This window comes from Mesorhizobium sp. M0051 (genome assembly GCF_040323235.1).
GTDB lineage: Bacteria > Pseudomonadota > Alphaproteobacteria > Rhizobiales > Rhizobiaceae > Mesorhizobium.
Genome location: NZ_JAMYUT010000016.1, coordinates 119,180 through 131,450, shown reverse-complemented (window position 1 = coordinate 131,450; position 12,271 = coordinate 119,180). Strand labels below are relative to the sequence as shown.

The 12,271-nt window shown below is 62.4% G+C and carries 12 protein-coding genes; 4 read left to right on the top strand and 8 right to left on the bottom strand.

Translation table 11 applies throughout. From position 1 onward, the window contains the following. Positions 1-113: 113 nt before the first annotated feature. Positions 114-728, top strand: coding sequence for a type IV toxin-antitoxin system AbiEi family antitoxin domain-containing protein (locus tag NKJ90_RS18250; protein WP_031259459.1), 615 nt, complete (start codon positions 114-116; stop codon positions 726-728). Then, a complete protein-coding gene (locus NKJ90_RS18245) occupies positions 725-1,636 on the top strand; it encodes a nucleotidyl transferase AbiEii/AbiGii toxin family protein (protein ID WP_023756782.1) in 912 nt (303 codons plus the stop codon). Before NKJ90_RS18250 ends, NKJ90_RS18245 begins: the two co-directional genes overlap by 4 nt. A gap of 644 nt (positions 1,637-2,280) precedes the next feature. Here NKJ90_RS18245 and NKJ90_RS18240 read toward each other — a convergent pair. From NKJ90_RS18240 to NKJ90_RS18225, 4 genes are all read right to left on the bottom strand, one after another. Then, positions 2,281-3,093, bottom strand: a complete 813-nt coding sequence (locus tag NKJ90_RS18240) for an SDR family NAD(P)-dependent oxidoreductase (protein WP_023756781.1) — start codon at positions 3,091-3,093, stop codon at positions 2,281-2,283. Between the two features lie 17 nt (positions 3,094-3,110). Further along, complete coding sequence (locus NKJ90_RS18235) at positions 3,111-3,560, bottom strand: SRPBCC family protein (RefSeq protein WP_245266359.1); 450 nt, start codon at positions 3,558-3,560, stop codon at positions 3,111-3,113. 78 nt (positions 3,561-3,638) lie between these two features. After that, on the bottom strand, positions 3,639-4,238 hold the full coding sequence (locus tag NKJ90_RS18230) for an NADPH-dependent F420 reductase (RefSeq protein ID WP_352486439.1): 600 nt from the start codon (positions 4,236-4,238) through the stop codon (positions 3,639-3,641). Between the two features lie 75 nt (positions 4,239-4,313). Continuing rightward, positions 4,314-5,048, bottom strand: coding sequence for an SDR family NAD(P)-dependent oxidoreductase (locus tag NKJ90_RS18225; protein ID WP_023756779.1), 735 nt, complete (start codon positions 5,046-5,048; stop codon positions 4,314-4,316). Positions 5,049-5,315: 267 nt separating this feature from the next. Between NKJ90_RS18225 and NKJ90_RS18220 the strand changes: the two genes are divergently transcribed. Continuing rightward, the gene (locus NKJ90_RS18220) at positions 5,316-6,212 is read left to right on the top strand and encodes a LysR family transcriptional regulator (RefSeq protein WP_023756778.1); all 897 of its coding nucleotides are present in this window, start codon (positions 5,316-5,318) and stop codon (positions 6,210-6,212) included. Between the two features lie 179 nt (positions 6,213-6,391). On the opposite strand, the gene NKJ90_RS18215 is transcribed toward NKJ90_RS18220, so the two are convergent. Beyond that, positions 6,392-7,261, bottom strand: coding sequence for an NmrA/HSCARG family protein (locus tag NKJ90_RS18215; protein ID WP_023756777.1), 870 nt, complete (start codon positions 7,259-7,261; stop codon positions 6,392-6,394). Between the two features lie 102 nt (positions 7,262-7,363). On the opposite strand from NKJ90_RS18215, the gene NKJ90_RS18210 reads away from it, so the two are divergent. Then, a complete protein-coding gene (locus NKJ90_RS18210) occupies positions 7,364-8,257 on the top strand; it encodes a LysR family transcriptional regulator (protein ID WP_023756776.1) in 894 nt (297 codons plus the stop codon). Positions 8,258-8,387: 130 nt separating this feature from the next. Here the strand turns inward: NKJ90_RS18210 and NKJ90_RS18205 are convergent, their stop codons facing one another. From NKJ90_RS18205 to NKJ90_RS18195, 3 genes are all read right to left on the bottom strand, one after another. Continuing rightward, positions 8,388-9,449: an alkene reductase gene (locus NKJ90_RS18205; protein WP_023756775.1), complete on the bottom strand. Its 1,062-nt coding sequence runs from the start codon at positions 9,447-9,449 to the stop codon at positions 8,388-8,390. Between the two features lie 32 nt (positions 9,450-9,481). After that, complete coding sequence (locus tag NKJ90_RS18200) at positions 9,482-10,462, bottom strand: NADP-dependent oxidoreductase (protein ID WP_023756774.1); 981 nt, start codon at positions 10,460-10,462, stop codon at positions 9,482-9,484. A 689-nt stretch (positions 10,463-11,151) separates the two neighbouring features. Beyond that, a complete protein-coding gene (locus tag NKJ90_RS18195; protein ID WP_023756773.1) occupies positions 11,152-12,270 on the bottom strand; it encodes a mannonate dehydratase in 1,119 nt (372 codons plus the stop codon). Position 12,271 lies beyond the last annotated feature (1 nt).

Sequence of the window (12,271 nt, the reverse complement as noted above, 5' to 3'; positions counted from 1 at the left end):
GTCCAGTTGTGTGCGTTAAGTTCTGCAAAATGGCGTGGCAGTAGCTGTCACGTCGGCGCTGTTATAAATCCTTGTATATTGCAAATTAAGACCGAGGGTTTATAACGTGCATTATGATTGCCCAGACCCACCGAGATCGCGCCCTGGAGGTCGCACGACGACAAGGAATCGCGCGGGGTCGCGATTTCGATGCCGCCGGCGTGCCGCGCGTCTACCTGCAAAGGCTGCGCGACGAGGGAATTCTCCAGCAGGTCGGTCGTGGTCTCTATAGACTGGCGAATGTTGAGGTCGCCAGTGCCACCAGCCTGGCTGAAGCCGCACGTATACAGCCAAAAGGGGTCATCGGCCTGCTGTCGGCGCTGCAATTCCACAACCTCACGACCCAGACGCCGCAGGCTGTGTGGATGCTGCTCGGGCCAAAGGACTGGGCGCCGACCAATCCCTCGGTCTCGCTGAAGATCGTCCGCGCCAGCGGTGAGGCGCTGACGGCCGGCATAGAGACTCATCAGATCGACGGCGTGCCTGTGCCGATCACCTCGCCAGCGAAGACCGTCGCCGACTGCTTCAAGCACCGCAACAAAATCGGCCTCGATGTTGCGATCGAGGCGCTGCGGGACCTCATCAGATCGCGAAAGGGGCGGGCAGGGCTGAACGAGCTTTGGCGTTACGCTGAGATCGACCGCGTCCAGACCGTGATGCGCCCCTACATCGAGGCCATGGTTTCATGAAGGCGCCGAAGAATATCGGCGTTTCTGTACGCGACCGGCTGACCCAGCGTGCTCGCGAACGTCGTGAGAACGCCCAGTTGCTCATGACGCGTTATGCCATCGAGCGTGTGCTCTATCGTCTGAGTTTTTCGCCGTACCGGGATCGCTTCGTCCTCAAGGGTGCGATGCTGTTCAGCCTGTGGGCGCCTGTGCCCTACCGTGCCACTGGCGACCTTGATCTCCTCGGTTTTGGAGAGAACGCACCTGATACCGTCGCCGCCGTATTTGCGGAAATCCTGGCCACACAGGTTGAAGATGATGGGGTAATCTTCCGGCCCGAGACGCTTCGTGCCGCCGCCGCACGCGAGGAAGACGAATATGCTGGCGTGCGGTTGGACTTCGTTGCCGAACTCGCTGGCGCGCGCCTGCCCATGCATGTTGACATCGGATATGGCGATGCGATCACACCGGACCCGGTCGACATCGAATATCCCTCGCTTTTGGGGCAACCGACGCCGCACCTTAGAGCCTATCCACCTGAAACTGTTGTGGCGGAGAAGTTCCAGGCCATGGTGGCGCTCGACATGCTCAATTCGCGAATGAAGGATTTTTTCGACCTCTGGGCCATCGCGGGCGCCTTCGCCTTTGAAGGAGAGGTTCTGGCGCGGGCGATCCAGACGACCTTCGAGCGCCGTGAAACGCCGCTTCCCACCGAGACGCCATCGGCGCTAACGGCGGGCTTCGCCGAGGCAAAGCAAGTCCAGTGGGCGGCGTTTCTGAGGCGGACCGAGGTCGCCCTCGCACACGAACCACTTTCGGAAATCCAGGCGCGTATCGCCGAGCTTGTCATGCCGCCCGCGATCGCAGCGGCGGAGGCTGCGCCTTTCAATGCGCGTTGGGCGGCAGGCGGTCCCTGGGTCGACGGATAAGCATTTCAAGATTTCGAATAGAACTCTACGTGCAACCACGCAGAGCCATGCGCACCATCAATGCAGCCAGTGCCGAAACTCCAATGGCATTTGTTCTCTAAGCGAGATATCGTTTGATGACGGTACTTTTAGAGGCAGATTCGGGCGCGTCGCCAGACGTCGCGAAGGGCATAAATCACCCGATTGGTCTCGATAGTTGGTGAAACCTCAAAATATTTTTTTCGGCGATTTTCCCTTTAAAATCAAAAGCGTAACTTTTTGACGGCCCGTAAGTCGGTTTTCTGTGCCGCAAGCAAGAAAAAACCCAGTTAGATCAATGGCCTAGCTGGGTTGGAGACAATTGAGTGGGAGTAAGGGGTCAGCGTACTCCGGAGTGCCGGCGTAGTTTTTTGCAGAAAAAACAATGAGTTGCGATTTATATCATTCACTATCGCCGCTGCACGAGACGAGCGCATGGCCGCCGAGCACAGCGGGGACGGCGCCGTAGCTGAATACGTTCTCGTGCTTCGCATAGTTTCAGAGTGCTCCCGCAATACGTGGATCATGCACATGCCGTGCGGCAGATCCCTGTAGACTTCAGCATGCCATGCTTCAGCAGCTTGGCTGACAGCGGACCCGAGTTGGCGAACGGAACAATCGTCCTGCTACGCGACGAAGCGGACCACGCCACCATCCACCCGCAAAGCCGCGCCGGTGGTCGCCGAAGCCTGCTCCGAGCATGTGTAGATGACCATGTTGGCCACCTCATCGGTGGTCGCGAAGCGGTGGATGAGGCTCGTCGGACGCATCGCCTGCAGGAAACCCTGCTCGGCTTCGTGCTGCGTGATTCCATTTGCGTCAGCCTGTTTCGCCATGAAGTTGCCCAGGATCTCAGAGCGGGTAGGTCCCGGCAGGACGGCGTTGACGGTGACGCCCGTGCCCGCGACCGCCTCGGCAAGTCCGCGTGAGACCGCGAGTTGAGCGGTCTTGGTCATGCCATAGTCGAGCATTTCCTTAGGGATGTTGACTGCGGATTCGCTACTTATGAACACGACGCGGCCCCAGCCTTTCGCCACCATCCGCGGCAGGTAATGACGGCTCGCGCGCACGCCACTCATTACGTTCAACTGAAAGAGGTCAAGCCAATCCTCATCGGGGATATTTGCGATATCCTCGACGCCGTTGTAGCCCCGGATATGTGCTGTACCGACGTTGTTCACAAGGATATCGGCGTCCGGCGCATGCGCGATCAAGGCCTTTGCCCCCTCCGCTGTCGCAAGATCAGCGGCGATACCCGAGATGTCGCTGCCGGGGAAGGCCTGCCGCATCTGCCGCACCGCCTCATCGACCCGAGCGTTTCCACGGCCGTTGACGACGACCGATGCACCGGCACGCGCCAACCCCTCCGCCGTCGCGCGGCCGATACCGGCGGTGGATCCGGTAACAATGGCCTTGCGGCCTTTGAGTTCGATATTCATCTCATTCATCTCCAAAATTAAATAGGAAGCGCAATCAATCCACTGTCGTCTTCGCTGCTTCCGCCTCCGCTGCGTGGGCGAGGCTTTCGACCCAGTCTTGGTGATACCGGTAGAGTGTCGCCGGGATGTTTGCGCCAAAGCTCATCGAGGAAGGAGGGGCCCTGCTGCGTTTCCTCGGTCAGCATATGGCAGCCATGGTCCGTAGGCGTGATGACCCAGCCATGGTATGCGCTTGAGCCGGTCTCGTCACCATCAACTGTCGTCGCCCATGCGAGCCTGCGAAGGGGCTCGCATTCCGTCACGACCAGACTCATCGGAAATCCAACCGTCACACGCTGTATCGCGTTCCGAGCGCCAGTTCCGGCTCCCCCCGTCAGAATCTTGACCTGATCCTCGGAGGCAAAGTAGCTCGACCAATTCTCGGCTTCGACGAGCAGCTTCCAGACCGCTTCAGGCGGCGTCTTCACGTCAATGTCGTTGAGGCGTAGATGGCCGACGTTTTCGGATCGTATCGCTCGGTGCCAAGTCACACGGTCTTAGATCGACTACTGCTCCTTCTTGAACAAATCCTGGAAGATGAGCTGGCCCCAAGTGCGGCCGCGTGCGTGTACCAGCGCGCCACCCTCGTTGAGCTTTCCCAACTTGACGGGTGCGAACCCGAGTTGTTTGGCCAAGGCCGCTACGGGAGCGATCGCGTCCTCGTCGTCGCTCGACAGAAAGACGACCCGGTGCCCGCCCTCGACGATCGGATCGGCAGCCAGGGTGACCGCAACGAGGTGATTGAAACCTTTTACGAGCTTGGCGCCGGTGAACCCCTTCGCGACGAATGCGGAGGACGGGAGGCCGTCCAGCTCTTCAGGGACAGGAAACGCGTTCATTGCGTCGATGACCGTCTTGCCTTTCCAGTTCGGCAGGGCTTTCGCAACCTCGCGATGCTCCCCGAACGGGACCGCCAAGATGATTGTGTCGGCCTCGAGTGCTTCCTGCAGCGACTTGGCGACGACCGTGGGTCCAATCGCCCGAACCTGCGGCACCAACGCCTCTGGCGGCCGGCGGCTCGCGACGGTCACGTCTATGTTTTTACGGGCAAACGCCCTGGCCAAAGCCTGGCCGATATTGCCGAAACCGATAATTGCGTAGCTCATATTTGTCCTCCTTGGGTTTATCACGCCGTGCGGCGCTCCGAACGAGCGAATGGAGCGCCGGACGGGCGCAGTGCGTCACAGTTGCGCCAGGCCGCCGTCGACGGCGACTTCGCTGGCGGTCATGAAGCTGCTGTCCGGTGACGCGAGAAAGGCGGCCACCGCTCCGATCTCCGCCGGATCGGCCATGCGCTGCAGCGGAGTCATCGAGGCGAAGACCTTCTGGCCGTCCTCGCCTAGCGCTTCCTTGGCGAGTTCGGTTGCCGTCGCCCCGGGCGACAGCACGTTTACCCGGATGCCGGTGCCCTTCAGGTCCTCCGCCCAGGTCCGCGCGAGGTTGCGCACTGCCGCCTTGCTCGCGCTGTAGGCGCTGAATGCCGGGGCGCCCGTCGTGCCGGCGCTCGATCCTGTCAGGATGATCGAACCGCCCGGGCCCATCAGCGACAATGCTTTCTGGACCGTGAAGATCGTACCCTTCACATTGGTGTCGAAGGTTTCGTCAATGTGCTCGGCGGTGATCTTGCCGAGCGCAAGCGGGCTTCCCGCCCCGGCATTGGCGAAGACGATGTCGAGCGATCCGCGCTCGGCCTTGACCGCCGCGTAGAGCCGGTCGAGGTCGGCCTCATCGGAGACCGAGCCCTTCACCGCGTGGGCATTGGGCCCAAGGTCCGCCACAGCGGCGTCGAGCGCTTCCTGCCGGCGGCCGAAGATGAAGACAAAGGCGCCCTCTTCGATGAAGCGCTTCGCTGCGGCGAGTCCGATGCCGGTAGCGCCGCCCGTGATGACTGCAACCTTATCCTCAAGCTTTCCCATGACTTCTCCTTTCGTGGTGTCGGGACAGCATCTGCCTCCGAGGACCTCGAAATGGGTCTGCCGGCGTCAGTTGTTGAGTGCGGAAGCGCGCACATCGGTGGTGCGAAATCGATCCGGCTGGACGACTGACGCCAGCCGCGACGATCGGTGTCCGCCGTTCGAAATTGGAGCGCACTCGTCGACATAGGCTATGAGGATGCCCGAACTGCTGTTCGATGTGTTAGACACTGGCTTTGGAAGGCGCACCGCGCGGTGCGGAATTACACCATGATCGACTGGGATGACGTTCGCTACTTTCTAGCCGTCGCGCGCGCAGGCTCGGTGCGGGCTGCTGGCGAGCGCCTCGGGGTCAATCACTCGACCGTGCTGCGGCGCATTGCCCAACTGGAGGAGCGGCTGGGCGCGCAGATGTTCGAGAAGCTGCCTTCGGGCTACCGCCTGACGGCTGCGGGCGAGGAGGTCCTCGATCTCGCGCACCAGATGGAGGCGTCGTCGCATTTGCTGGAGACGCGCGTCTTCGGTCGCGACCAGAGCGCGCGCGGGCTTTTGCGGGTGACGCTTCCACCGTTCCTCGCCACACGCCTGCTCATGCCGGATCTCGCCGACTTCGCGCGTCTGCATCCGGACATCGAGATGGAAATCTCGTCGACCGGCGAGGTGGCAAATCTGACCAACCGAGACGCCGACGTCGCGATCCGCATTGTCGCCAACCGCAAGACCCTGCCGCTCAATCTTCATGGCCTGAAGGGGCCGGAGCTGTTCAGCGCCGTCTACATGTCCCGAGATCGACTGGCCGCGTGGCGTGCTGGCGCGCCTGATCCCATCCGGTGGATCGTCATAGACAATCATGGAATTCCGGACTGGGCACGCGAGGGAGAAGTTCACGTCACGGAAGTTCCGTTCAGGAGCCCGGACGCCGAGACGCAGATCGTTGCTGTACGGCAAGGGATCGGGATGACGAAACTGCCGTGCTTCGTCGGAGATGCCGACCCCCTGCTGGTGAGGGTGCCGGGGACCGACCTGCCCATGCATGGGACGCTCTGGCTTCTCACGCAGGGGGAGACACGCAAGACGAAGCGCGTGCGGCTCTTCACTGAGTTCGTATCCCGCAGGCTCGCCGCCCACGCTCCGCTTCTCTCGGGGCTGTCCGTATCGCGCGGCTGACGCCAGGCACGTCGCCGGCGACGCTTGCCGTAATCCGGTCGGAAGCCGAGCTGCGATCGCTTGGTGCGGTGTCGTTCAATCCGCGAATGGCGCGCCGTATCGTAACCGGCGCGAGGGCCGCATGCTGGCGGCAGAGCGATGGGGAGCGACGGTTCGCCGCCCGCCGCGGCGCGCACTCATCAGGCCGACGCTGCGATCTCGGCTGCGAAGTCGCGATAGGAGCGTAGCGGGCGACCCAGCATGCCTGTCAGGCGATCAACATCTCCTGCCTCAGGGACCATGCCAACCACAAGGAAGAGCTCGGCCATGAGACGCATGTCGAGCGCCATCCAGCTCGGTGCGTAATTTCGGAGGTTTTGCTCGAACGCAGCGGTGTCATTGCCGCCGTAGTGGATCGTCCGCCCGAGAGCTTCCGACCAGATGGCGGCGATATCGGTGCCGGTCAGCGTGTCGGGACCAACGACATTGATCCGCTCGAGGGGAAGCGGCTCACTTGCCTGCGCACGGCGAACGAGCTCGATGGCTGCGATCTCGCCGAGATCGCGCGCGTCGACCAAGGCGATGCCTTTGTCGCCGATCGGCGTAGGATAGACACCGTGACCGAGCACCACGTCCTTCACCGAATAATCGTTGTTGATGAAGTATGCCGGCCGCAGGATGGTGGCGTTGAAGCCCAGCTGCTCCAGCATGCGTTCGACACTGAACTTACCGGCGAAATGCGGCACGTTCACGTAGATGTCGCTGTGAAGCACGGACAGATAGACGATCCGCTCGATCCCGGCCTCACGGGCCAGATTGAGGGCGATCAGCGCCTGGGTAAACTCGTCGGGCACCACGGCGTTGAGCAAGAACAGGGTGGAAACGCCCGAGAAGGCCGTGCGCAGCGCATCGATGTCAAGCAGGTCGCCTTCGGCGAGGGCAACGGCGGCTGGCAAATTGGCCTTCGAGGGATCGCGGACGAGCGCGCGCACATTAGCGCCGCGCTTGACGAGTTGCTCGACGACATTGCGGCCGACGGTTCCGGTTGCACCGGTAACGAGAATGGTCATGTGGTCACTCCTGCTTTTATCAAATCGCTAGCGCTTATTTAGGAGTCCACAAACGCACCGGAAGCTGCCATTTGTAGACACCCCGTCTCACTGGTGGAACACATGGACCTGCTCGCCCTAGCCGACTTCAATCTGGTTGCACGTCATGGTGGATTCGGGCGAGCCGCGCGCGCCACAGGGCGCCCCAAGGCGACGCTCTCGCGGCGCGCCGCAGAACTGGAGAATAGCCTGGGCCTACGCCTGTTCGAGCGCGGAGCGCGTGCCCTGAAGCTCACGCAGGAGGGAAAGGACCTGCATGAGCGAACCAGTCGCTTGCTGACGGAAGTGGAGGAGACGGCCGCAGCGATTGCGTCGGGAGACCGGGAACCGCGTGGAAATTTGCGGATCAGTGCACCGTTGCTCTTCTCTCAACTTGCGATGGGTAAGCTGGCGGCAGGCTTCTCGCTCAAATATCCCGACGTTATCCTCGAAGTCACGACCGAAGACCGCGCAGTCGACATGGTCGAAGAAGGGTATGACCTGGCCATTCGCGTCAATCCGCGTTCCGATGAAAGCCTGGTGGGACGGGTCTTCATGCGTGATCGGCTTGTGATCGTGGCGAGCCCGCAAGTGGCGAGACCGCAAGACGGAGACGCCGCTCCGGCTGTCGTGCGGAGCTCGGACAGAGGAGTCTCGTTGTGGAATATCAAACCGGACACGGGACCGACGACGATCGCGTTCACCCCGGTGCTCAGCCTGTCGTCGCTCATCATGGTTCGCGATGCGGTCGTCATGGGCGTGGGTGCGGCACGGTTGCCGGTATCGCTCGTGAGTCATGATCTGGCCGCCGGCACGCTGGTGCATTGGGGGGACGTAGATGGTCCGGATGCGGCCCTGTGGACACTCTACCCGTCGCGGCGCCTGTTGAATGCCCGCGTTTCCGCCTTCATCGACCATCTGGGGGAAGCGTTTCCCAAAGGCACTCCCGACGAATTGGCAGCGTTCATTCGGATCTGAAGCCGCCACAATTACCTTACTGTCGGCCAACGCCATCACCCATGTCGCATGGTCAGCATGATCCGATAACGCAAGCGACGACCGCCAGTAGGTGGCTGCTGCAGTCCGATGAACCACAGCAGCCGATGCGTCAGCCCGCCAGCCGCGGATAGTCCGTGTAGCCGGCCGCGCCACCGCCATAGAAGGTGGATGGATCGGGCTCGTTGACGGGCGCGCCCAACCGCAGACGCTCGACGAAGTCGGGATTGGCCAAAGCCCAACGGCCGATCGAGGTCATGTCTGCCTGGCCCGAGACGATGTCCTGGTCCAGGGCTTCGCGCGTGCGCCCAAGCCGCAGCACCATCAGGATCGTGGGCCAGGCACGGCGGATGTCGGCGAGGAGCTCGTCGCCCCCGCCATACATCAGGTGGAGATAGGCCAGCTTCAGAGGTGCCAGCGCGGCGACCAGTTCGCGATAGAGCGCAGGACTCTCCGGACCTTCATCGAGCCCGCCTAAAGGCAGGCCTGGCGAAAGGCGGATAGCGGTGCGATCGGCGCCGATCTCATCGGCGACAGCCTGCGCCACTTCGACGGCGAACCGAATGCGGTTAGCGATCGGCCCGCCATAGGCGTCGGTCCGGTGATTGGCGTTCGGCGCAAAGAACTGGTGGACGATATAGCCGTTGGCGCCGTGTATCTCGACGCCGTCGGCGCCGGCATCGATAGCCAGCCGCGCGGCCCGCCGGAAATCCTGCACCGTGGCGGCGACTTCCTCGGTCGTCAGCGCGCGCGGCTCGGGGATGGGCTGCATGCCGCTCGCGGTGAACATCTGCTCACCGGGCGCGACGGCCGATGGGGCGACGGGCTGACGGTGATGCGGCGTGTTGTCCGGGTGCGACATGCGGCCGACATGCATGAGCTGCAGGAAGATCCTCGCGCCTTTTGCGTGAACCGCATCGGTGACCTTGCGCCAGCCGGCGACATGTTCGGGCGCATGGATCCCCGGCGTCGCGAAATAGCCCTGGCCATCGGCCGAGGGTTGCACACCTTCGGTTATCAGCAGGCCCAGCGAGGCGCGCTGGGCGTAGTATTCGGCGGCGTGCTCGCCCGGTACGCCGTTGAACTCGGCTCGGCTGCGGGTCATCGGCGCCAAGGCCAGGCGGTGGGGCAGGTTCATTTGGCCCACGCGGACCGGATTCCAGATCGTCGTCATGATAAACTCCTTGAAAGTTGAAAACTTGGTGATCAGCGGGTGAAGTCAGCGACGATCTTGCCGGGTGCGTGGCCGGTGCGATTGCGCTCGATTGCGGAAGCCAAATCATCGAAACCCACCACGTCGGCGATCGTCGATCGCAGGGCGCCGAGGGCGATCTGCTGGGCGATCGCGGACAGGCGCGCGGTGTCGGGCTTGTTCGATAAGAAGACGCCGCGGCGGCCTGGCGGCGTACGCGATGCGAGGTCCATAGCGGCGATGCTTACGAGAAGGCCGTCGGGCGACAGGAGTGCCCAGGAGCGGTCCACGACCTCACCGCCGACGAGGTCGACGACGAAATAGATGTCGCGCGCAAGCAGCTCGAAGTTCTGCTGCCGGTAGTCGATCACCTCATCCGCGCCGAGGGCCCGGACATGCGGCAGGCTATTGGTCGAGGCCGTGGCAAAGACGGTCGCTCCGGCCGCCTTGGCGAACTGGATGGCAAAGCCGCCCACGGCGCCGGCTGCGCCATGGATCAGCACCCGCCGTCCGGAGAGGTCGAAATCCGCGACCTGAATGACATGCCAGGCTGTCATCGCCGCGACGGGAATGGCCGCTGCCTCAACGTCCGACAGGGCTGACGGAGTCAGGACGAGCTTCTCGGCGTTGATGACGAGATGGTCGGCGTAGGCCCCGACGCCACCGAGGGCGGCCATAACCCGATCCCCGGGCTTCACGCCCGTGACGCTGGGGCCGGTCCGAAGCACGACGCCGGCCATTTCGATGCCAAGTGTCGCGGGCAGGGTCAGCTTGAAGCGCTCGCGGAGGTAGCCTTCACGGATTTTCCAGTCGATGCCGTTTACCGCGGTGGCCTTGACCGACACCAAGACCTCGCCCGGACCCGGCTCGGGCGCGGATACGCTATCGACTGTCAGGGATTCGGGGCCGCCATATGTTTGAAGACGTAAGGCGCGGCCGGGGGCAAGCGGCTCGGATGTGGAAGCCCCGCGCTTGAGATCAGCGGATTGGATCATGTAGGTTCTCCTTCTTGGCAGAAGGTATGCGTTCGAAATCCGAGCCATAAGTCATCGAAATAAGACGGTCTGTCTCGCTGGAGAGACACCCGGATGGCCCTTCCAGCGTCGCCAATTTCGTAATTGTCGCCTTATCCGTCGGTGCTTTTCGGCCAAGCGGAAAAGCGGTCGACCGACGGCGACCTTGTAGCGGCGTGTGATCGGGCTTGAGGAAAGCCTGGGGCTATTCGAACGACGTGACCGCACGCTTGAGCTCACGGATGGCGGCCAGCGCTCTTTGCCGAACAGAAGGCTGGCTCGGCGAACTGCGTGAGATCCAAGTGTAATTCCGCAGCGGTCAAGGTGAGTTGCACGGGGACCTAGATCAGTGCACCGGTGCTCATCTCTCACTTGGCTATGGGAGGTCTCCTTCTCATAGATCGTGCTGTCGGCGAGCGGGACGATCAAAGGGCGTTCATGCCGCTTGATCTTGCCCGTTCGCATAGGTGTCGAGATTCTGAGGATGGGTGCTGACGGTATTTTTGGCGGCGTTTCCGGTTCGGAGCGGCGGACGCCGTCCCGGGTCGCGAGCGAAGCCGTTGACCAGCGCGCCATGGGCACTCAGGTCGCCATCAGTTCGCCCTCAACACGTGGGTGGGGACGCGCCGTAGATCTCACTAGGTTGGGATCATAAAGGCGCGTCGATTTTATCATGAGGCTTTCGTTCGGATCTTGCTGGCTTGGGCGGTCCGTGAAGGCCCCAGCGCAGCAGCGTTCTGGACCAGCGCGCGCATGTAGCCCAAGGCAAAGGCCTTTCCGGCGTGCCAGGGCGCGTCGCAGGACATCTCCGGCGTATGGTCGGGGATCATCACGCCGTCATAATGTTCATCGCGCAGGATACGGACGATTTCGGCCATATCGATATCGCCGTCGTCCACGAAGGTTTCGTGATAGTTCGGAACCTTGCCACGCACGTTGCGGAAGTGGACATAGCCGATGCGTTTGCTGCGTGCGAAGCGCCTGACGTGTCCGTAGATATCGTCGGTGCCGGGCATCTCCTGCAGCGAGCCGAGGCAGAGCTCCAGCCCATTGGACGGCGAGTCGATGATCCCCATCAGGCGGTCATATTTCTGCGGCAGGTTGACGAGCCGTGCGGTACCACGCAGCGCTTCGGCCGGCGGATCGTCGGGGTGCGCCGCCATCACAATGCCAGCTTCTTCGGCCACCGGTATGATCTCGCGAAGGAAGACATCGAGCCGCTGCCAAAGCTCGTCGCTGCTGACCTTCACCGGCTCGGCATTCGGCCGGCCGGCACGGTAGCGCATGTTCCAGACCACGCCGTCGGGGAGGGGCATATCGGGATCGATGGCAGCGAGATCGAGCCCCACCGACATCGCCTCGCCCCGAGCGAATGGGCCGCGCGACCAGCCCCAGACGCCGGCGATCGAGAAGTTGTAGCCGATACAGGGAATACCGGCACGTCCGGCATCGCGAACAAGGCGCTTCAAGCCTTCGATCTGTTTTGCCCTGTCAGGACCGCCGAGCAGCACGTCCGACCAGAAACGCGGCGAGAAATTTTCGATCGCGGCGATCTCGAGACCGTTGTCGCGCACGGTCTTCACCAGACCGATGAAATCCTCGTAATCCCACAGCTCATCGATTGAGCAATCGCCCCAACCCTCGGCATCGCTGCCGGCAGACAGCGAAGGATCGCGGCCGCGAAAATAGTTGGTGAGGTGGGCAACGATGTGGGTGGCGCCTGCCTGGCGGGCAAAGCGGAAATTATCAGGGGTCAGCGACTCCCGGTAAAGGCCAAGGCCGATCTTCACG

Coding starts and splice junctions, on each gene's coding strand:
- NKJ90_RS18205 (WP_023756775.1), bottom strand. CDS start 9,449: ATGACGACGATCTGGAATCCGGTCCGCGTGGGCCAAATGAACCTGCCC.
- NKJ90_RS18245 (WP_023756782.1), top strand. CDS start 725: ATGAAGGCGCCGAAGAATATCGGCGTTTCTGTACGCGACCGGCTGACC.
- NKJ90_RS18220 (WP_023756778.1), top strand. CDS start 5,316: ATGATCGACTGGGATGACGTTCGCTACTTTCTAGCCGTCGCGCGCGCA.
- NKJ90_RS18215 (WP_023756777.1), bottom strand. CDS start 7,261: ATGACCATTCTCGTTACCGGTGCAACCGGAACCGTCGGCCGCAATGTC.
- NKJ90_RS18225 (WP_023756779.1), bottom strand. CDS start 5,048: ATGGGAAAGCTTGAGGATAAGGTTGCAGTCATCACGGGCGGCGCTACC.
- NKJ90_RS18200 (WP_023756774.1), bottom strand. CDS start 10,462: ATGATCCAATCCGCTGATCTCAAGCGCGGGGCTTCCACATCCGAGCCG.
- NKJ90_RS18240 (WP_023756781.1), bottom strand. CDS start 3,093: ATGAATATCGAACTCAAAGGCCGCAAGGCCATTGTTACCGGATCCACC.
- NKJ90_RS18230 (WP_352486439.1), bottom strand. CDS start 4,238: ATGAGCTACGCAATTATCGGTTTCGGCAATATCGGCCAGGCTTTGGCC.
- NKJ90_RS18210 (WP_023756776.1), top strand. CDS start 7,364: ATGGACCTGCTCGCCCTAGCCGACTTCAATCTGGTTGCACGTCATGGT.
- NKJ90_RS18250 (WP_031259459.1), top strand. CDS start 114: ATGATTGCCCAGACCCACCGAGATCGCGCCCTGGAGGTCGCACGACGA.